This is a genomic window from Aquamicrobium segne (genome assembly GCF_042656785.1).
In the GTDB taxonomy this organism is placed as follows: Bacteria; Pseudomonadota; Alphaproteobacteria; order Rhizobiales; family Rhizobiaceae; genus Mesorhizobium; species Mesorhizobium segne.
The window spans coordinates 213,241-234,112 of record NZ_JBHSLL010000025.1; the positions used below are offsets into that span (position 1 = coordinate 213,241).

Here is a 20,872-nt window from a genome sequence, read left to right on the forward strand (position 1 = left end):
TTCAAGACAGGCACTCTAGGGCTAAGCAAGCAGGTTTGAGCGCAATCGATGAGCGGTGATCCCGAAATCCAGCTAAAAGCCCGGCAAGCGGAGGCACAGGACCCCGAAGGCTGGAGCCAGATCATGCATTGGCGCAAGGCCGAGCGTGAGCGGCTGATTGCAGAGCGCATGGCTCTTAAACAGGAGCATCGCCATCAAGGTTCACTGCGCATTGCCGACAAGCTCGATGCCATCGTTGAAAAGCCTTCCGGGCGCATTATCGGGTCTTACTGGCCGTTTCGCGGCGAGCCGGATTTGCGCAATTGGGGTCTCGACATCATCAAGCGTGGCGGGCGGCTGGCTTTGCCGGTCGTCATCCAGAAAGGCTGGCCGCTGGAATACCGCATCTGGGCGCCGGGTGACCCGCTGGAACGCGGCGTATGGAACATATTGGTGCCTGCCCGCGGACCAGCCGTCCAGCCCGACATTGTCATTTCACCAATCGTCGGTGTCGATGAGGAAAAATACCGGCTGGGCTATGGCGGTGGATTTTTTGACCGGACATTGGCAGCCATGCCCCGCAAGCCGCTGGTGATTGGCGTTGGTTACACACAAGGAAGGATCAAGACCATCTACCCGCAAGCACATGACATTCCCATGGATGTGATCGTCACGGATTGATCATCTCCGGCACAGGCAAGCCCTGTTTTTGACCGCGACGGCTAGAGCGCCGTGCATTCAATCGGACGCACAAAGGACGCTCTAACACTTTGAATGAGCATCGGAATAATCCGAAAACCGATTCCACTTTTCGGTCCGATGCTCTAAAGCGCCGCCCCTTCCAAGACAGTTTCCTTGCCACTGGCAGGATGCAGACAGGAAGGAGAAAAGACATGACAGACACCACCCATGATGCAGGCCCCCACAAGCGGGGTTTTGTCACCAGATGGCTTTTCTCCACCAATCACAAGGACATAGGAACACTCTATCTGATCCTGTCGATGGTGTGCAGCATTCTGGGCACCGGGCTTTCGGTTGCACTGCGCATGGAGCTTCAGGAACCGGGCCTCCAGATTTTTGGCGATCCAAACGTTTATAATGTCATTGTCACCGCTCATGGGCTGGTGATGATTTTCTTTGTCATCATGCCAGCCCTGATTGGCGGTTTCGGCAACTGGTTCATTCCGCTCATGATCGGCGCGCCCGACATGGCATTCCCGCGCCTCAACAATATCTCGTTCTGGCTGCTGGTGGTCTCACTGGTCCTGTTCATCATGTCCTTATTCACACCCGGTGCACCGGGTGTGAACGGCCATGGTGGCGGCTGGACCATGTATCCCCCCTACTCCAGCAATGTCGGGCAGCCCGGACCAGCAGTCGATCTGGTCATTTTGTCCATTCACCTGTCGGGCGCATCTTCCATTTTGGGCGCCATCAACATCATCACCACCATTTTCAACATGCGCGCCCCCGGCATGACCATGCATAAAATGCCGCTCTTTGCCTGGTCCATGCTGGTCACAGCCTTCATGCTGCTTTTATCCTTGCCGGTGCTGGCTGGCGCCATCACCATGGTGCTTACCGACCGCAATTTCGACACAGCCTTTTTCGTGCCTTCTGCGGGCGGTGATCCGGTGCTTTACCAGCATCTGTTCTGGTTCTTCGGACACCCGGAAGTTTACATCATGATCCTGCCCGGCTTTGGCATCATCAGCCATGTCATCTCGACCTTCTCCAGAAAGCCGATCTTTGGCTATATCGGCATGGCCTATGCCATGGTGGCCATTGGCCTGATCGGCTTCATCGTCTGGGCGCACCATATGTTTACATCCGGCCTTACGGTGCAGTCACAGCGCTATTTCGCCTTTGCCTCAATGGTGATTGCCGTGCCCACCGGTATCAAGGTTTTTTCATGGCTTGCCACCATGTGGGGCGGGTCAATCACCTTCAAGACACCGATGTTGTGGGCAACAGGTTTTGTCCTGCTCTTCACCATTGGCGGCGTTACCGGCGTGCAGATCGCCAATCCCGGCGTCGACCGGCTGATGCATGACACTTATTATGTGGTTGCCCATTTCCACTATGTTCTGTCACTGGGCGCAGCCTTCGCCATCTTTGCCGGGTTCTATTACTGGTTCCCGAAAATGAGCGGCTATATGATGAGCGAGACGCTGGGCCGCCTGCATTTCTGGCTGATGTTCATTGGTGTCAATCTGGTGTTTTTCCCGCAGCACTTCCTTGGCCTGTCGGGCATGCCGCGCCGCTATGCGGATTATCCCGACGCCATGGCAGGCTGGAATTTCGTATCCTCGATCGGCTCTTATATTTCCGCTGTGGGGTTGCTGGTGTTTTTCATTGCAGTGGCAGAAGCCTTTGCCCGCAAACGTAAGGCCGGCGCCAATCCATGGGGAGAAGGCGCGACCACGCTGGAATGGACGCTGTCGTCACCGCCGCCTGTCCACCAGTTTTCCTCACTGCCGAGGATACGTTAAAGCATGACTTTAAAGCCTGCCTCCCGGTTCGGGAGACAGGCTTTAGATCATGCTTTAGACAGTGCCGGTCAGCGCGCTCTCAAGCAGTTTCAGCGCACCTTCCCTGGTCAGCTTGATCGGATTGCCGCCAGCGGTCGGATCGACAATTGCCATATCGGCAATCAGCCCCTTGCGCTCTGCATCCATATCAAGATCCTTGACCAGCCCATGCAAGGTGTTGGGCACGTTCAGCTCTTCACGCAGGCTGACGATTTTGGCGACAAAACCATCAAAGCCACCGTCAATGCCGCAATAGGCAGCAAGGCGCTCGATGCGCTCTTCAATGGCTTCACGGTTAAACGCCAGCACATAAGGCATGAATACGGCATTGGTCATGCCATGATGCGTGTCGTAAAGCGAGCCGATCGGATGCGACATCGAGTGGATAGCCCCCAGACCCTTCTGGAAGGCGGTAGCGCCCATGGCCGCTGCACTCATCATATTGGCCCGTGCAATCAGGTCTGACCCGTCACGGAAGGCTTTGGGCAGGTTTTCCAGAACAAGGCGCACCCCTTCAACCCCGATACCATCGGCCATCGGGTGATACCCCGGCGCACAATAGGCTTCCAGGCAATGGGCCAGCGCATCCATGCCGGTCCCGGCTGTGATGAAGGGTGGCATGCCAGATGTCAGTTCCGGGTCGGCAATGACAATGGCTGGCATCATCTTTGGATGGAAGATGACCTTTTTGGTGCGCGTGGCTTCATGGGTGATGACACCGGCGCGGCCAACTTCCGAACCGGTACCGGCCGTAGTCGGCACAGCAATGATCGGCACGATGCTGTCGGCACTGGCGCGGGTCCACCAGTCACCAATATCCTCAAAATCCCAGACCGGGCGGGTTTGCCGTGCCTGGAAAGCAATCAGCTTGCCAAGGTCCAGCGCCGAGCCACCACCAAAGGCGATCACACCATCATGGCCGCCCTTGTTGAAAACCTCGATGCCTGCGGTCAAATTGCTTTCAACCGGGTTTGGCTTGACGTCTGAAAACACGCCATACGGTATTCCGGCATCCTTCAGAATCGCAAGCGTCGAATCGACCACCGGCAGCTTCGCCAGCCCCGGATCGGTGACGAAAAGTGGGTTCTTGATAGCATTATCCGCCAGCGAGGCCGGCAGTTCCTTGATGCGGCCCACGCCGAACAATACGGTTGTGGGGTAGTTCCATTTGGAGATCGGATTGGTCATGTCGGCTCTTCTTGAGTGTCAGATTTCTTCACGCAGATGATAGCTTTTTGGCCTTGTCAGGCTGTCATAGCCAATGGCGGACAAGGCAGCCCCCTTGCCGGTATCCTTGACGCCGGTCCACACCAGCGCCGGATCGAGATAGTCGCAGCGGTTCATGAAAATGGTGCCGGTATCAACCCGGTCGCCAATGGCAACCGCATGGTCGGTATCGGTGGTCCAGATCGAGGCGGTCAACCCGAAGGGGCTGTCATTCATCAGCGCAATAGCTTCCTCATCATTGCGCACCTTCATGATGCCAACCAGAGGCCCAAAATTTTCTTCGCGCATGACGCTCATCTGGTGATCGACATTGGTCAGCACTTCCGGCCCAATATAAGGCGACCCGGCAACGTCACGCTCAACCTTCATGTTGACATGGGCAGTTGCGCCCTTGCGCAGGGCTTCGGCTTTCTGTTCGCGAACCAGATCGGCAAAGCGTGCCTGCGCCATCGGCCCCATGGTCGTGGCCGGATCAAGCGGATTGCCAACAACATAATTTTTGGTCTCGGCAATAAAGCCTTCGACAAATTCGTCATAGACCTTTTCATGAACATAGATGCGCTCAATACCGCAGCAGCACTGCCCGGTATTGAAGAAAGCGCCATCGACCAGACTGGCGACCGCATGGTCCATTTTGACATCCGGCAACACATAGGCCGGGTCCTTGCCGCCCAGTTCAAGACCGATCGTCATGAAAGTGCCCGCAGCCGCCTTCTCGATGGCGCGCCCGCCACCAACCGAGCCGGTGAAATTGACATGATCGATCTTGCCCGACGCCAGCAGCTTTTCCGTCTGGCCGTGGTTCAGTACCAGATTCTGGAACACGCCTTTTGGCAGGCCAGCCATTTCAAAGGCTTTTGCAAAACGCTCACCAACCAGCAATGTTTGCGCCGCATGTTTCAAAATGACGGTGGACCCCGCCATCAATGCGGGCACAATGGTGTTGATGGCGGTCAGGTAAGGATAATTCCACGGTGCAATGACCATCACCACGCCAAGCGGTTCTTTCTTGACGTATCGGCGAAAACCATCCTTGGGATTGGCGGCAGGCACCGCTTTAAGCGCCTGTTCGGCAATTTCCACCATGTAAGAGGCGCGATCACGCACACCGCCAGCCTCACCGCCATAGCGCGTGGGACGGCCCATCTGCCAGGCAATTTCCGGCACGATCTCATCATTCATGGAATCGAGCGCTTCCAGCATGGCAAGCATATATTTGCCACGGGCAGCAATTGAAGTTTCAGCCCAGCCGGCTTGCGCCGCCCTTGCACGCTCAACCGCAGCATTAACCGCCTGATCTTCGGCAATCGACCGCTCGGCATAGACCGAGCCGTCAATAGGAGAAATGAGCTTGACCGTATCGGCCATGATGGTTCGTCCTTCGTCGGTTAGGACGGCTGAAAAAGCCGTTTTTCATCCATGTTTTTTTCGATTGCATCCCTTTACAGCCAGACACAATGGCCTGGCTGTAAAGGTCAGGCTGCAAATGCCCTAATAGCGCTCGAAGCCGCGATGCAGTTCCCAATCGGTGATGCGCCGGTCATATTCCATCTGCTCCCAGCGCGCCGTATGCACATAATGATCGACCACCTCTTCACCAAGAGAGGCTTTTAGCATTTTTGACTTGGCCAGCGTCTCGGTTGCATCCCGCAGCGTCTTTGGAATTTCGGGCAGGCGTGCGGCCTGATAGGCATCGCCAACAAACGGCTTTTCCAGTTCCAGCTTTTCATCAATCCCGGCAAGACCTGAAGCAATCAGCGCAGCAAAGGCCAGATAGGGATTAAGATCTGCGCCACCAATGCGGCACTCCATGCGGATGGCCTTGGTGCCTTCGCCGCACAGACGGAAGCCTGCAGTGCGATTATCTTCTGACCACATGACCTTGGTCGGCGCAAAAGTGCCAGCCTGGAAACGCTTGTAGGAGTTGATATAGGGGGCCAGGAAATAGGTGTAATCCTTGGCATATTTGATCTGCCCGGCACACCATTGACGGCCAAGTTCAGAAAGGGTCCAGGGCGCATCCTTGTCGAAGAACAAAGGCGTCTTGCCATCCATGCTCCACAAGGAATTGTGGACGTGGCTGGAACTGCCAGCCAGATCATAATTATATTTGGCCATGAAGGTGATGGCCTTGCCTTGCTGATGGGCAATTTCCTTGGCCCCGTTCTTCAAGAACACATGCCGGTCAGCCATTTCCAGCGCCTCGGCATAGCGCACATTGATTTCTTCCTGACCCGGACCCCATTCACCCTTGGAACATTCCACCGGAATGCCCGATGCATTCATCTCATTGCGCAGACGGCGCATGAAATCTTCTTCCTTGGTGGTAATGTCGATGAGATAGTCGCCAATATAAGGTGAGGCGCTTTTCAGATTGCGCCAGTTCTTTTCACGCGCTGAATCATAGGTTTCCGACAGCAGGAAAAACTCCAGCTCCGACGCAAAATAGGCAAGATAGCCGCGCTCTTCCAGCCGCTTGAGTTGTCGGCGCAAGATACCACGCGGTGAATGCGGCAAATCATCATGATTGCGCGGGTCCTTGATGTCGCACAACACCAGCGCCGTCTTTTCCAGCCATGGCACGGGGCGGATGGTCTCCAGATCCGGCTTCATCAGAAAATCGCCATAGCCGCGCGACCAGCTTGCCGCCTTATAGCCAGGCACCGGCTCCATATCGATGTCGTCAGCCATCAGATAGTTGCAGCCATGGGTTTCTTCATAGCCGGAATCGACAAAGAACTGAGCGAGGAAACGCTTGCCGATCAGGCGTCCCTGCATATCAACGCCTGCAACAAGAACAGTATCAAATTCGCCTGCGGCGACAGCGCTCTTCAACTGAGCGAAAGAAAGTTTTCCGGCCATATTTTTCTCCGAAGGCGCACAGGCTCAATAGATTTTTAGAGCATTTTGTGAGTACAGATGGTTACATCTGACGTCGCACAAATGCGGTTAAACAACAGATTAGAGCATTTCATCTGTTTTTCGTGAAAACAAGAAATGCTCTAGTGGAGGTCACAATTGAAAAGGCCCGGCCGCCGGAGCGGCCGGGTAAAGGCAATTATCAGCCGTAGCGATAAGGAGCGCCAGCACCACGCATCGTTTCCTGATACTTCTTCAGGATTTCGACAACGCGCTTGTTACGGTCGCTCTTGGCGGCGATTTCATCCCAGAAATCCATCGCCATGTTTTCGACCTGCTGCCACTCCTCTTCAGGAATAGTGGTCAGTTCCAGCTTGCCGCCGGTGGTGCGGTAGTGGGCTTCACCCCACCAGTACCAATGCTGGCGATAGTAATGCGAGGAATCCATCGCAAGCTGGAACAGGGTCTTGAGATGATCCGGCACTTCGTTCCACTTGTCGCTATTGGCAAAGAACGACCCTGACCATGCACCCGAGATATTGTTGGTGAGGTAGTATTTGGTCACATCAGCCCAACCCACCGTGTAGGTTTCGGTGGCACCGCACCAGGCAATACCATCGATCTCACCCGTCTGGAGCGCGACCTCGATGTCTTCCCATGGCAGTGTCACCGGCACCACGCCAAGGCGTGAAATGAACTGGCCACCGGTCGGGAAGGTGTAAACGCGCAGACCCTTCAGATCTTCCACCGAGCGGATCGGCTTGGTGGTGGCAAAGTTGCACGGATCCCAGGCGCCGGCACTCAGCCAGGTCACGCCGGGGACTTCATTATAAGCCTCTTCCCAGATTTCCTTCAGGCCATACCAGTTCCACAGCACCGGAACGTCAAGGCTGTAGCGTGAAGCGAAGGGGAAATAGGCCCCAAACACCGCCACATCAACCGGAGAAGCCATCGAGTCATCATCACTCTGGGCTGCATCCAGCGTACCGCTCTGCACGGCGCGGAACAGCTCGCCTTGCGGCACAAGCTGGTCAGACGTGTACATTTCAATAACCATCTCGCCATTGGCCGCCTTGTTGAAAGCGTCAATGGCAGGCTTGCACACATGCTCGGCCAGTGCCGGGCCGGCATAGGTTTGCAGACGCCACCTGATCGGCGCCTGTGCCTTGACATAAGGCGCAGCCAGCGCAGTCGCGCCAACCGCACCAGCACCGGTCAGAACCGATTTGCGCAAAAAGTCGCGCTTGCTGATGGTTTTCTTGCTGTCAGTCATGTTTTTCTCCCTTTGAATTATCCCAAGCTGTCAACGCTTCCCCCACGGGGATGCTTCTGCACGGACAAGCATCAGCCTATGGCTTTAGCTGCCGCATTTCCAATATCAAAAACCCTTCCCTCGCATTACAGCATCACCCTTACCGCTTGCCCATATAGACTTCAGGCAGCCACATCGCGATGTCAGGAAAGATCATGACGATGATCATCGTCAGAACCATCATGAAGAAGAATGGAATGATCGACTTGTAAATGTCGACAATGGTGATTTCCGGCGGAGCCATGGCGCGCATCAGGAACAGATTATAGCCGAAAGGCGGCACGATATAGGCAATCTGACAGGTGATCGTATAAAGAATGCCGAACCAGATCAGATCAAAGCCAAGCAGCTTCACCAGCGGAATATAAAGCGGAGCCACGATGACCAGCATGGCGGTGTCATCGAGGAACATGCCAAGAATGATGAAGGAAAACAGCATCATCGACAGCACGCCCCATGGGCTCAATTCCCAGGTATGCAGCAAAAGATTTTCGATCGCCTTGATGGCGCCCAGACCATCATAGACGGCACTGAAACACAGCGCACCAAGGATGATCCACAAAAACATCGCCGACACACCCAGCGTGTTGCGTGTGGTTTCTTCCAGCACGCTCTTGGTCAACCGCCCGGTAAACAATGCGGCCAGAAGCGCCAGAAGCGCCCCCACCATCGAGGTTTCGACAAGGCTGGTAGTGCCGGTCAAAAACAGGCTCATAATGGTGGCGAACAGTCCAAAAGGCAGCAGCCCCTCGCGCAGCAGGACGAGCTTTTCACGCATCGTGATCTGCGCCAGTTCCTCCGGAGCGAGCGCCGGGCCCATTTCCGGCTGCAAGCGGCAGCGAATATAGATATAGGCGGTAAAAATGATCGCCATCAGGATGAAGGGACCAATCCCGGCCAGCCACAATTGCAGCACCGGCTGGCGGGCAATCATCGCATAAAGGATCAGCACCACCGAAGGCGGCCCCATGATGCCCAGTGACGAGCCTCCCTGAATGACGCCGGTAATCATGGTCTTGTCATAGCCGCGGCGCAAAAGCTCGGGCAGCGCCACCGTTGCGCCAATCGCCATGCCGGCAACCGACAGGCCATTGACCATGGAGATGATGACCATCAGCCCCATCGTGCCCATGGCCAGACCACCGCGCACCGATCCAAACCAGACATGGAACATGCGGTAGAGATTATTGGCAATGCCGGATTCGGAGAGCATATAGCCCATGAAAACGAAAAACGGCACGGTAATCAGCGGATACCAGTTGAGCACCTGAAAGGCGGCGTTGAAAGGCATTTCCGCCGAGCCATTGCCCCACAGCCACAGCGCAGCCCCCGCACCCACCGCACCGATAACGCCAAATACGCGCTGCCCCGTCGCCATCAGCAACAGCATCGAGGCAAACATAAACAGGGTGATAAGTTCCGAACTCATGCCAGCGACTTCCCGCGTGCTTCAGCCACATTCTTGAAAAAGGTGGAAATGGATTGCAGCAGCATCAAGAAGATGCCGAAGGTCATGATCATCTTGATCGGCCACATGGGCGGCGCCCAGGCAGTGTAATTCTTCTGCGCATAGGTGATGGCATATTCAGTGGACGAGACCCCCGCCCGGAACAGAACCGCCAGATAAAAGATAACAAACACAATGGTGAAGGCATCCGTCATGGCGCGCCGGCGCGGCGACATCATGCCGTAGAACAAATCCATGCGCACATGCGCGTTGATCTGGAGAGAATAGGCGCCGCCGAGCAGATAATAAGCCGACAGCATGAACTGCGACATCTCCATCACCCAGTTGATCGGATAGCCGAAAAAGACACGCATCACTGTCGAATAGAGCAGGATCGCACCCATCGGAAAAATCAGATACATGGCAAAGCGGCCGACCCAATAGCCAACCGCATCCACATAGCGCACGTAAAGCCTGACTGGTTCAGGCATGACGATTTCCTCCACCCATTCCGCGGTCACCCTCCACACGGATATTGCTCAATAGCGGACCAAGCAAACCAGCCCATTTGCGCTGACCTGCATCATTGGCAATCTCATCATTGCGAATCTCTATCATGGCGCAGGCAAGACCGCGTGAACGCGCATGGCGCTCCAATGTGAAATAAACCAGATCAGCCGGTGAATAAGGCTCATTGGCCCCAACCTTAATCCCGGCAACACCATTGAGCGCCCGCAGCAAAGGTGCCGCCAACCGCTCATCCTCATCATGAATGATGCCAATATGCCAGGGGCGCTGCTTGCCGAAAAAAACCGGCGTATAAGAATGTACGGACACAAGCCGCGTTTCACGCCCCTGCGCCTGCCGCTCGTCCAGTACGGCGGCAATCGTATCGTGAAACGGCTGCCAGACAAGGTCGATGCGGGCCTGCTTTTGCTCCGGCGTCAGATTTGCATTGCCCGGAACCGTCGTCGTCTCACTGACTTGCGTAATCAGATTATGCGCATCCAGCGGCCGGTTACAGTCAATGACCAACCGCGACACACAGGTTTCAATCAATGTGGCGTCAAGCGCCTGCGCCAGCATGGCGGCAACCGGCAATGCACCCGGATCCCAGGCAATGTGGCCCAAAAAATCTTCCTCAGACAGACCAAGCAGCCCAAGTTCAGCCGGCATGTAATTCGAGGCATGATCGCAGGTGAACACATAGGGACTGGTCCCTTCAGGATTCGTAACCCGCACTGCTTTTCTTGCTGAAGGCTCGTTGGCCATGTCGCTCCCATTTCCCAGCCCATTTCCCAAAGGGCGTATCATATGTTACTTATTGTTATTGATTTAGCCCTTATGAATGATTTGATACATATTTTCTGTCTTTGTCAAATCCGATTTGATATGCTGTGCATCAGCAAGGCCAGACTGGGGAAAATATGAAGTCCAATGTCGCTGAACTGATTGCCGAACGTCTCGACACCATGCCCGCAGGAGAGCGGCGGGCTGCACAAACGCTGATTGCCAATTATCCGCTGATCGGATTGAAAACGGTTGCCGAATTCTCACAGCAGGCCGGTGTATCTTCGCCTACGATTTTGCGGTTTGTCGCCCGCCTCAGCTTTCATAATTATGCTGAATTTCAGGCGGCCCTGCAAGACGAACTGGCCGCCCAGCTCCAGTCACCGGCCTTGCGCACCTATGAGCCGGGCAGCCTTGGCAAGGAAGCCGCCTCGCCGGTTCTGGAAGCAACCCTTGACAATTTGCGTGAAACCTTTCGCCATATTTCTGATCGGCAAATAGACAATATCGCTGCCTGCCTTGCCGAACCGCGCGGCCATATGTTCCTGATCGGCGGGCGTTTTACCGATCCGCTGGCCCGCTATATGGCCGCCCATCTGGCCATTATCCGTCCCAATGTCTTTCATCTGGCAGGCCAGGAAAGCATGTGGCGTGACCGGCTCATCGACATGGGCAAGCATGATGTCATCCTGATCTTCGACATCAGGCGCTATCAGGACAATCTGTTGCAACTGGCTGAAAAAGCCCATCAACGCGGCGTCACCATCGTGCTGATTACCGATCAATGGTTGTCACCCATCGCCCGCCTGGCCCGCCATGTGGTTGCGGGCCGCACCGCCATGCCTTCTGCGTGGGATTCTTCGGTTGCCCAGTTCACCATTGCCGAATCGCTGATCGATGCGCTGACAAGGCGGCTGGAGACCGAAAGCGCCAAGCGCATTCGTGAAATAGAAAGCCTGCGCTAAAAAACCTTACGCAGATTTAATGTGCGTTACCCAGGCAGAATTGCCATAAAGGCCCGGTACTGCGTATTTTATAACGCCCTGCGTCTGCTTTCAAAACACAAGCAGGCGCAAAAACCGGAGCACAAATGTCAGCCTGGAAGCAGACTTTCCTCGCAATAGCGATCCTCGCAGCCGCTGCCATTATCGGCTATATGTTTGTGCCGGGTGCTGCCTCCGTGCTGGCCCGTCTTGGCATCGGGTCGGCAGAAACTCCGGCCGCAGCTTCCGATTCTTCAGGCAGATGGGGAGACGGTGACGCGCCCATTGCCTCCGTCATCACGGCTCCTGTGAGCACGGCAACAATCAATGACCGCCTCAACGCCATTGGCACGGGTCGCGCCAGAGCAACGGTTTCGGTCATGCCTTATGGTTCTGGCCGCCTTGAAGAGTTGCTTCTCCAGTCGGGCGCGCGTGTGCAAAAAGGCGAAATCATTGCCCGCCTTGATTCGGCCACAGAAGAAATCGCCGTTGACCGCGCCCGCGCCGCCCGTGACGATGCCGCTGCCAAGGTTGAGCGCATGCGCCAGCTTCGCAGCTCCAATGCCGCAACACAGGTGCAACTGACCGACGCCGAGCTGGGTTTGCGCAATGCCGATCTTGGTCTGCATGATGCTGAAGTTGCGCTGGAGCGCCGCTCGGTCACCTCGCCCATTTCCGGCATTGTCGGCATCCTGCCGATCGAGGCTGGCAATTACGTCACCAGCCAGACTTCAATTGCCACCATTGATGACCGCTCGGCCATTCTGGTGGATTTTCATGTGCCCGAGCGTTTTGCTGCAATGATCGAGATTGGCGCAGCCATCACCGCCACCCCGCTGGCCAATCCAAATCAGGAATATGTCGGAACCGTCAGCGCCATTGACAACCGGATCGATGAAAAAAGCCGCACCCTCTGGGTTCAGGCCACCATTGCCAACCCTGCCGATTTCTTGCGCGCCGGCATGTCTTTTCAAATTGTCATGAAATTTCCCGGCCAGTCCTATCCAGCCGTCAGCCCGCTGGCCGTGCAATGGGGATCTGACGGGGCCTTCATCTGGCTGGTCGAGGATGGCAAGGCCAAACGTGTGGGCGTGCGCATTGTCCAGCGCAATACCGAATCCGTTCTGGTTGACGCACCGCTTCCCCCCGGCAGCATCATTGTCACGGAAGGCGTGCAAAGCCTGCGTGAAGGCGGCGGTGTGCGTATTGCCGATGGCTCAGTCGCAACCATTGATGCAGACGGCTAGCCATGAGTGACAAGAGCACCAGCGGCCAAAACAGCCTGACCGCCCTTTTCATCCGCCGACCCGTTCTGGCTTTTGTTTTGAATGTCTTGATTGCCGTGGCCGGTATTGCTGCCTTCTACGGCGTTGAAGTGCGCGAATTGCCCGACGTTGACCGTGCCGTCATCTCCGTCAACACCACTTTTACCGGGGCTGCGGCCGAAACCGTTGACCGCGAAATGACCGATGTCATTGAAAGTGCGGTGGCGCGTGTCTCGGGCGTCAAGTCGATTTCCTCACGCTCGTCCTATGGCTCCAGCCGCGTCACCATCGAATTCAACGATGGCGTCGATCTCAATGTCGCAGCCTCTGATGTGCGCGATGCGGTCTCACGTGTTGCCAACCGTCTGCCCGATGAGGCAGATGCTCCGCGTATCGTCAAAGCCGATGCCAATGCCGATGCCGTCATGCGGCTGGCCGTCACCTCCGATAATATGACCGTCGAAGACATGACCGTCATTGTCGAAGACCAGATCGAGGATGCGCTGGCCGCAGTATCGGGCGTTGCAGATGTGCAGGTCTATGGCAACCGCGAAAAGATTTTCCGCATCGATGTCAATCAGGCACGCCTTGCCAGTCTGGGTTTTACGGTTGCAGATCTGCGCCGCACGCTTGCCTCTGTCGCCTTTGACAAACCGGCGGGTTCCATCACCACCGGCAACCAGAACCTGATCGTGCGCACCACTGCCGATGTCAGCACCCCGGAAGCCTTTGAGCAGCTTTATATTGATGACACCACCCGCATCGGTGATGTGGCGACGGTGACCCTTGGGCCGGACATCGGGCAAAGCATGTTGCGCTCCGATGGCAAGGCGGGCATCGGCATCGGCATTGTGCGCGCTGCGGAATCCAACACGCTTGATATTTCCGAAGGCGTGAAAGCCGTCGTTGACACGATCCAGCAAAACCTGCCGCAAGGCATGACCATCAAGATCACCTCCGATGATGCCGTTTTCGTCAATGGCGCGGTTCATGAGGTTCAGATCGCGCTGGTGCTGGCCGTCTCCATCGTGCTGCTTGTCATCTATGTCTTTTTGCTCGACTGGCGCGCCACACTTATTCCGGGCCTTTCTATGCCGGTCGCCATGATCGGCACGATTGCAGCCGTTTATCTGGTCGGGTTTTCCATCAATATTCTCACGCTTCTGGCGCTGGTTCTGGCCACCGGCCTTGTCGTGGATGATGCCATTGTGGTGCTGGAAAACATTGTGCGTCGCCGCAATCAAGGGTTGGGGCCGCGCGCGGCTGCCGTTTTGGGCACTCAGGAAGTGTTTTTTGCCGTGGTGGCGACAACCGCCACGCTGGTTGCGGTTTTTGTACCCATTTCCTTCATGCCCGGTCAGACCGGCGGACTGTTTCGTGAATTCGGCTTCGTGCTGGCCATCGCCGTGCTGCTATCGGGTGTGGTGGCGCTGACACTGTGTCCAATGCTGGCTTCACGAATGCTCACAGCCGCTCCACAGGAACTGGAAAAGCCGCGCGGAATTGGTTCGCGCGTCGGCACAAAACTTGGCGGGCTTTACAAAAGCTGCCTGAACGCCTGTCTCAACGCCCCATGGCTGGTTGTTCTCGTTGCTGTCCTGTTTGCCGGGCTGGCCGTCATTTTATTTGGCACCATCCGGCAGGAACTGACCCCTTTGGAAGACCGCTCGACCGTGTTGCTGCGTGTCAGCGCCCCGCAAGGTGTCAGCCTTGACTATACGGCAACACAAATGCGCGTGATCGAAGATCTGATCGAGCCGCTGCGCCGCTCCGGCGAGGTTGAAAGCACTTTTCAATTTGCCGGTAACAATGGCAATTATAATAGCGGCTTCATGGTGATCACCCTTGCCCCATGGGATCAGCGCAGCCGCTCGCAGCAGGAAATCTGGGAAGAACTCAACACCAAGACCCGGCAGATGCCAGCCGTGCGCATCTTTCCCGTGCAACCAAACAGTCTGGGCATTCGCGGTGCCGGCAGCGGCCTGCAATTTGCCCTTGTCGGCAATGACCGGGAAAAACTTGGCGAAGCTGCCGACAACATCATCGCCATTCTGGAGCAGGACCCGCGCTTTGAGCTGCCACGCCTGTCGATCGACCCGACCCAGCCGCAGCTTTCTGTGGCCATTGACCGCGAACGCGCTTCTGATCTGGGCATCGACATCACCGGCCTTGCCAATACGCTGCAAGCCATGCTCGACGGCAATGATATTGGCGATGTTTATATTGGCGACCGCGCCTTCGGCGTGAAGCTGATGTCAACCACCACACCTATTAACGATCCGACCGATCTGGAAAACATCTTCCTTCAGACCGGCGATGGCCGTTTTGTGCCCATGTCCACCATCACCACGCTGGCTGAAAAGGCTGTGCCACCGACCCTGACGCGCGAACAGCGGCAGGTTTCCGTAGCCATCACCACCGGCTTGCGCGGCGACTTTGCACTGGGTGACGCCTATGCCCGGGTGCAGACGATTGCAGCCGAATTCATGCCCGCCAGTGCGCGTCTGCTGCCCCTTGCCGAAGCCGCCACACTTGGCGAAACCAACACCGGCATGTTGACCGTCTTCGGCTTTGCACTGATCATCATTTTACTGGTTCTGGCCGCACAATTTGAAAGTTTCGTCTCAGCCATCATCATCATGGCAACCGTGCCGCTGGGGCTGGCCTGCGCCATCTTTGCACTGGTGCTGACCGGAACCAGTCTCAACGCCTACAGCCAGATCGGGCTTGTGCTTTTGGTCGGCGTCATGGCCAAGAACGGCATTTTGATCGTGGAATTTGCCAATCAGATGCGCGACCGCGGGCTTGATGTGCGTCAGGCCATTGAAGAAGCCGCCAATGTGCGTCTGCGCCCTGTTTTAATGACCATGATCTGCACTGTGCTTGGCGGCCTGCCGCTGGTTCTCGCCAGCGGAGCAGGCGCTGAAGCGCGCATTGCGCTGGGCTGGGTCATTGTCGGAGGCCTGGGCCTTGCCACAATCTCCACCCTGTTTTTGACCCCCGTTGCCTATCTGCTGCTCGGGCGCTTCGTCACACCAAAAGTGGAAGAGGAAAGCAGGCTGCGCCGCGAGTTGGAAGAAGCAGCCTATGTCAATGTGGAGCCTGCTGAATAGCTGACCTTTTATGGCTTGCGTGCATGACCCCCGGGTGACAGGGCCGTTCTTGGCATGTATGGCTGCTGCCCGGGGTATCCCGTCATGTTTCAAGCATCAGGAGAGCGGCCACCATGCAACCGATCAGCCTTGAGCAGCTTCTGGCCAGTGTTGGCACTGAAGTTGGCGTCTCCCCCTGGCGCACAGTGACACAAACAATCATCGACCAGTTTGCCGATGCAACCGATGACCACCAGTTCATTCATTGCGATCCCGAACGCGCAGCGCAAGAAACCCCTTTTGGCGGCACCATCGCCCATGGTTTCTTATTACTTTCCCTGCTGTCAGCCATGACATTTGAAACATTGCCATCTCTGGAAAAAGCCCAGATGGGCGTCAATCACGGCTTTGACACCATCCGCTTTCTGGCTCCGGTCAAGACCGGCTCACGCATCCGCGCCCGCTTCCTGCTGGCCGATGTGAAGGCCAGACCATCCGGCTGGATACAGGTGACACATGATGTCACGATCGAGATTGAAGGTTCAAAAAAGCCTGCCCTGACCGCACGCTGGCTGACCCTGACTTTTATCGAGCCGGAAGCCTGAAACCTCTATTTTAGAGCATTTCTTGTTTCCATGGAAACGGATGAAATGCTCCAAGCTCTTGTTTAGCCGCATTTGTGCGACGCCAGATGGTGCCATCCGGCTGCAAAGTGCTCAAGAAGTTTCAGCGCCCCGACTTTTTTGGAGCACCAGATGTTTCTTTCTTCGGTGCACCGGGTATGGTTGACGTCACCACCGAAACCGGATCGCTGGCAGGAAACGTATCTTCCAGCCCCTCGTCCAGTTCATCCGTCTCCTCATGAAGCTCTTGCTCATGCTCAAGCGACTTGACCGCAGCCGTCTTGGGCGAGTTTTCGTCTGTTTTCCTGACCTTGCCTGCCATTTGCGTTTCTCCTTCAAGATGTTCCCGGCTTTACGCCAATCCCATAAAAAACGCAGGCAACCCCAAACTGGTTCCAGTTTGGGAAAAATGGCGTCATGCAGCCGTATCGCGCGCAGCCGCTGCCAGATGCGCAAAAATATAATCAGAAAAAGAACGCCAGCACTCGACCCTGAATTCCTGCTCGCTCACCCGGTAAAGCATGATTTCAGCCTTGCCAAAGACAGTGCGCGAACACGCGCCGACTGGAAATTCGGATAGAGAAAGATCCTGCGGACAACCGGCAGCCAGCATTTCTGCCGCCAGCGGCCCGGTGACCGCAAAAGCCACATTGCGATGCGAAACATCAACGGCTGAATGCAGGCCCTTCGCCTTGGCGCAATCGGCCATGATTGCCTCACCACCCTGTTCGTCAATCACGAACCACTCATCCGGCCCCAGCCAGAAAACCATACGCCCATCCTTGACGGCAGACGTTTTGGGTTTTTGCGGCAATGTCACCTTGATCGCCCGCGACAGCGAGCCAATCGCGTCTTCAGGCACCCGCAACGACACCCTGCCTGCCGGGGGCAGCACAAGAACTTTTACGCCACCGACAGATATGTCCTGACCAGCCAGAGCCGGGCGCCTTTCGACCGTCAAATTCCTAGCCATTGAGACGCTCTCCCTTTTCATCGAAGAACACCGTGCCTGTGACTTCCACCTCTATGGTGGTGTCTGCCATGGGAACGTAAAGCGTTTCCCCCATACGGCTGCGCCCGCCCGCAACCAGCGCCAGCGCAATCGAGCTTCTGCAATTTTGCGACCAGTAGCTGGAGGTGACATGGCCGATCATCTTCATCGGCACCGGCTGGCCCGGATCGGCGACAATCTGGGCGCCCTCTTCCAGAACGATGGAAGGATCACGGGTTTTCAGGCCGACAAGCTGCTTGCGCCCTTCCGCCACCAGATCAGGCCGCATCAGCCCGCGTATGCCGACGAAGTCGGTTTTCTTCTTGCCCACCGCCCAGTCAAGCCCGGCATCATCCGGGGTCACTGTGCCATCCGTATCCTGACCGACGATGATATAGCCTTTTTCGGCGCGCAGGACGTGCATGGTCTCGGTGCCATAGGCGCAGGCGCCATGTTTTTGGCCCTCCGCCCAAAGCGCTTCCCACACCGCTGCACCATAATCGGCAGGCACATTGACCTCAAAGCCGCGCTCACCGGAAAATGACATGCGAAACAGCCGCGTCGGCACCCCGCAAATCCTGCCTTCGCGCACCGACATATGCGGCAACGCCTCATCCGACAAATCGATGCCCTCGACAAAAGGTGCTATAATGTCGCGACTTTTCGGTCCCTGCACGGCGATCACCGCCCATTGCTCGGAAGTCGAGGTCAGATAGACTTTCAGATGCGGAAATTCCGTCTGCAGATAATCTTCCATGTGGTTCATGACCTTGGCAGCCCCACCGGTCGTCGTCGTCACATGAAAGCGGTCCTCGGCCAGACGCCCGACCACACCATCATCATAGATGAAGCCGTCTTCGCGCAGCATCACGCCATAACGGCACCGGCCTACCCCGAGCTTTTGCCATGGATTGGTATATAGCAATTCCATGAAAGCAGCCGCATCAGGCCCCACAACCTCGATCTTGCCGAGCGTCGAGGCATCAAACAGACCCGCAGTCTGGCGAACGGTTGCGCATTCGCGATTGACGGCCGCCTGCATGTCTTCGCCAGCCTTTGGAAAATACCAGGCCCGTTTCCAGTGGCCGACATCTTCAAACACCGCGCCATGCTCTTCCGCCCAGCCATGGGTGGCGGTACGGCGCGTCGGATCAAACAGTTTTCCACGCGCATGGCCGACAATTGTGCCAAACGTAACCGGCGTATAGGGTGCGCGGAACGTGGTCAGCCCCACTTGCGGGATCGGGCGTCCAAGCTCCTCAGCGGCAATGGCCAGACCGTGCATGTTGGACGTCTTGCCCTGATCGGTCGCCATGCCATTGGTGGTGAAGCGCTTCACATGCTCGATCGAGTGCATGCCCTCATGCACCGCCTGCCGGATGTCTTTTGCCGTCACATCATTCTGGAAATCGACAAAAGCCTTGACCGTGGTTCCAGCTTCCGCGCCGGGGCCGGCCCCCAACATGCCGCGTGACCAGCTTTCACTGGCCTCAACCTTGGGCTTGCCACCCCTGACCGCTTTGCCACCGGCTTCCCTGGCGGATTTGAGACCTGCCGCATAGGCTTCATCAAGCGTGGCGGCAAGACCATCCGTGCCATTGCAGGCGCCAACCGAGATGCAATCCTGCACATAGGTTCCCGGCAAGAAGCGCTTGACCTCCTCATTGAAGGCGACCTTGCCGCGCGACTGCGAAAACAGATGAACCGAAGGGGTCCAGCCAGCCGACATCAAAAGCGCATCAACAGGAATGGTGCGCTCACCATCACCCCCGCTGCGTGACTTGACCGTCATGGAATTGATGCGCAGCCGTCCGCCCACACGCACAACGCCACGCCCGCCATGAATGGCGATGCCAAGGGCGCGCGCCTCGTCGATCAGCGGGCCGACAGGATTGTCGCGCAAATCGACAATGGCGGCAATTTCAACACCGGCCTTCTTCAGGTCGATGGCAGCCGCATAGGCGCTGTCATTGGCCGTATAGATGCCGACATTCTTGCCCACCGCGACTCCATAATGGTTGAGATAGGTGCGCGCCGCCGACGCCAGCATGATGCCCGGCCGGTCATTGTCGGCAAACACCATATGGCGCTCGATAGAGCCGGTCGCCAGTATGACGCGCCGGGCGCGCACCTGCCACAACCGCTCACGGGCCAGATCAGCAGGGTTTGCCAGATGATCGCTGACCCGCTCGGCCAGGCCGATGAAATTCTGGAGATAATAGCCAAAGGCCGTGGTGCGGCTAAGCACCCTTACATTGTCCATCGCAGTCAGTTTGGCTACCGCAGCCTGCGCCCACTCCCAGCCATTTTGCCCGTCGATTCTGGCGCCCGATTCAAAGCGTAGCGAGCCGCCCAGTTCAGCCTGTTCATCACAGATGATAACCCGCACACCCGTTTCAGCCGCAGCCAGAGCCGCCGCCAGACCGGCTGCACCGCCACCCAGCACCAGCACCTCGCAATGGGCAAAGCGCGCTGCATAATGATCCGGGTCCGGCTGGTCGGGCGCCACGCCAAGACCGGCAGCCGAGCGGATGAAAGGCTCATAGACCGATTTCCACGCCGCCTTTGGCCACATGAAGGTCTTGTAGTAAAAACCGGCTGAGAAGAACGGCGAGGCCAGATCATTGACCGCGCCAATATCAAAGCCAAGCGAGGGCCAGCGGTTTTGTGAAACCGCGCTCAACCCGTCATAAAGTTCCTGCACTGTTGCACGCACATTCGGCGTCTTGCGTGAGGCGTCACGATGAATGCCTACCAGCGCATTCGGCTCTTCGGCTCCTGCTGAAAGAATGCCGCGGGGCCGGTGATATTTAAATGAGCGGCCCACAAGGTGCACACCATTGGCCAGCAGGGCCGAGGCCAGCGTGTCACCGGCAACGCCGGTATATCCCTTGCCGTCAAAGGTAAAGCGCGCGGTTTTGGCCTGTGCCAGACGCCCCTTGCCCGGCAGGCGGAAAGTTCCCGTCATTTATTCCACCTCTGGCAATTTTGCCGGTTTTGGCTCACCGGCCTTGTAGGTCATGAGGAATCGGTCGCTCACCGAATCGCGCACGGCATTGAAAAAGCGTGCACAGCCATGCACATGCCGCCAGCGCTCATAAACCGTGCCTCGTGTGTTGGAGCGAATGAAGAAAAACGCTTCAAATTCCTCATCGCTGATGGAGGCAATATCGGTCGGACGCATGACATGGGCTTCACCGGCATGGCGAAACTCGATTTCAGGGCGCTCTTCCTCACAATATGGACAATGGATCAACAGCATCTGGATGGCTC

At 56.7% G+C, this 20,872-nt stretch carries 17 protein-coding genes; 6 read left to right on the top strand and 11 right to left on the bottom strand.

What is annotated here, in order from left to right; translation table 11 throughout:
* Positions 1-123 precede the first annotated feature (123 nt).
* Both ACFPLB_RS09705 and ctaD read left to right on the top strand, forming a co-directional pair.
* Positions 124-660, top strand: coding sequence for a 5-formyltetrahydrofolate cyclo-ligase (locus ACFPLB_RS09705; protein ID WP_378229223.1), 537 nt, complete (start codon positions 124-126; stop codon positions 658-660).
* 212 nt (positions 661-872) lie between these two features.
* Complete coding sequence (gene ctaD, locus ACFPLB_RS09710) at positions 873-2,471, top strand: cytochrome c oxidase subunit I (RefSeq protein WP_378229143.1); 1,599 nt, start codon at positions 873-875, stop codon at positions 2,469-2,471.
* Between the two features lie 54 nt (positions 2,472-2,525).
* Here ctaD and ACFPLB_RS09715 read toward each other — a convergent pair whose 3' ends face one another.
* From ACFPLB_RS09715 to ACFPLB_RS09745, 7 genes are all read right to left on the bottom strand, one after another.
* Positions 2,526-3,698 carry an iron-containing alcohol dehydrogenase gene (locus tag ACFPLB_RS09715; protein ID WP_378229144.1) on the bottom strand — a complete coding sequence of 391 codons (1,173 nt, stop codon included), beginning with the start codon at positions 3,696-3,698 and terminating at the stop codon, positions 2,526-2,528.
* A gap of 18 nt (positions 3,699-3,716) precedes the next feature.
* Positions 3,717-5,105, bottom strand: a complete 1,389-nt coding sequence (locus tag ACFPLB_RS09720) for an aldehyde dehydrogenase family protein (RefSeq protein WP_378229145.1) — start codon at positions 5,103-5,105, stop codon at positions 3,717-3,719.
* A 123-nt stretch (positions 5,106-5,228) separates the two neighbouring features.
* Positions 5,229-6,599 (bottom strand): glutamine synthetase family protein, encoded by a 1,371-nt coding sequence (locus ACFPLB_RS09725; protein ID WP_378229146.1) that lies wholly within the window; start codon positions 6,597-6,599, stop codon positions 5,229-5,231.
* A gap of 199 nt (positions 6,600-6,798) precedes the next feature.
* Entirely contained in the window at positions 6,799-7,869 is a 1,071-nt protein-coding gene (locus ACFPLB_RS09730) for a TRAP transporter substrate-binding protein (protein WP_378229147.1), read from the bottom strand.
* A 139-nt stretch (positions 7,870-8,008) separates the two neighbouring features.
* The gene (locus tag ACFPLB_RS09735) at positions 8,009-9,337 is read right to left on the bottom strand and encodes a TRAP transporter large permease (protein WP_378229148.1); all 1,329 of its coding nucleotides are present in this window, start codon (positions 9,335-9,337) and stop codon (positions 8,009-8,011) included.
* Positions 9,334-9,846 carry a TRAP transporter small permease subunit gene (locus tag ACFPLB_RS09740; protein ID WP_378229149.1) on the bottom strand — a complete coding sequence of 171 codons (513 nt, stop codon included), beginning with the start codon at positions 9,844-9,846 and terminating at the stop codon, positions 9,334-9,336. The genes ACFPLB_RS09735 and ACFPLB_RS09740 overlap by 4 nt, the downstream gene beginning before the upstream one ends.
* Complete coding sequence (locus ACFPLB_RS09745; protein WP_378229150.1) at positions 9,839-10,627, bottom strand: N-formylglutamate amidohydrolase; 789 nt, start codon at positions 10,625-10,627, stop codon at positions 9,839-9,841. Before ACFPLB_RS09745 ends, ACFPLB_RS09740 begins: the two co-directional genes overlap by 8 nt.
* A gap of 155 nt (positions 10,628-10,782) precedes the next feature.
* On the opposite strand from ACFPLB_RS09745, the gene ACFPLB_RS09750 reads away from it, so the two are divergent.
* The 4 genes from ACFPLB_RS09750 (at position 10,783) to ACFPLB_RS09765 (ending at position 16,590) form a co-directional block, all read left to right on the top strand.
* Positions 10,783-11,610: a MurR/RpiR family transcriptional regulator gene (locus tag ACFPLB_RS09750; protein WP_378229151.1), complete on the top strand. Its 828-nt coding sequence runs from the start codon at positions 10,783-10,785 to the stop codon at positions 11,608-11,610.
* A gap of 125 nt (positions 11,611-11,735) precedes the next feature.
* Positions 11,736-12,875 (top strand): efflux RND transporter periplasmic adaptor subunit, encoded by a 1,140-nt coding sequence (locus tag ACFPLB_RS09755; RefSeq protein ID WP_378229152.1) that lies wholly within the window; start codon positions 11,736-11,738, stop codon positions 12,873-12,875.
* 2 nt (positions 12,876-12,877) lie between these two features.
* A complete protein-coding gene (locus tag ACFPLB_RS09760) occupies positions 12,878-16,006 on the top strand; it encodes an efflux RND transporter permease subunit (RefSeq protein ID WP_378229153.1) in 3,129 nt (1,042 codons plus the stop codon).
* A 113-nt stretch (positions 16,007-16,119) separates the two neighbouring features.
* Positions 16,120-16,590: a MaoC family dehydratase gene (locus tag ACFPLB_RS09765; protein ID WP_378229154.1), complete on the top strand. Its 471-nt coding sequence runs from the start codon at positions 16,120-16,122 to the stop codon at positions 16,588-16,590.
* A 121-nt stretch (positions 16,591-16,711) separates the two neighbouring features.
* Here the strand turns inward: ACFPLB_RS09765 and ACFPLB_RS09770 are convergent, their stop codons facing one another.
* The 4 genes from ACFPLB_RS09770 to ACFPLB_RS09785 form a co-directional block, all read right to left on the bottom strand.
* Complete coding sequence (locus ACFPLB_RS09770; protein ID WP_378229155.1) at positions 16,712-16,930, bottom strand: hypothetical protein; 219 nt, start codon at positions 16,928-16,930, stop codon at positions 16,712-16,714.
* A 93-nt stretch (positions 16,931-17,023) separates the two neighbouring features.
* On the bottom strand, positions 17,024-17,581 hold the full coding sequence (locus tag ACFPLB_RS09775; RefSeq protein WP_378229156.1) for a sarcosine oxidase subunit gamma: 558 nt from the start codon (positions 17,579-17,581) through the stop codon (positions 17,024-17,026).
* Positions 17,574-20,567 carry a sarcosine oxidase subunit alpha gene (locus ACFPLB_RS09780; protein ID WP_378229157.1) on the bottom strand — a complete coding sequence of 998 codons (2,994 nt, stop codon included), beginning with the start codon at positions 20,565-20,567 and terminating at the stop codon, positions 17,574-17,576. The genes ACFPLB_RS09775 and ACFPLB_RS09780 overlap by 8 nt, the downstream gene beginning before the upstream one ends.
* Positions 20,568-20,861: a sarcosine oxidase subunit delta gene (locus ACFPLB_RS09785; protein WP_378229158.1), complete on the bottom strand. Its 294-nt coding sequence runs from the start codon at positions 20,859-20,861 to the stop codon at positions 20,568-20,570.
* Between the last annotated feature and the right edge of the window lie 11 nt (positions 20,862-20,872).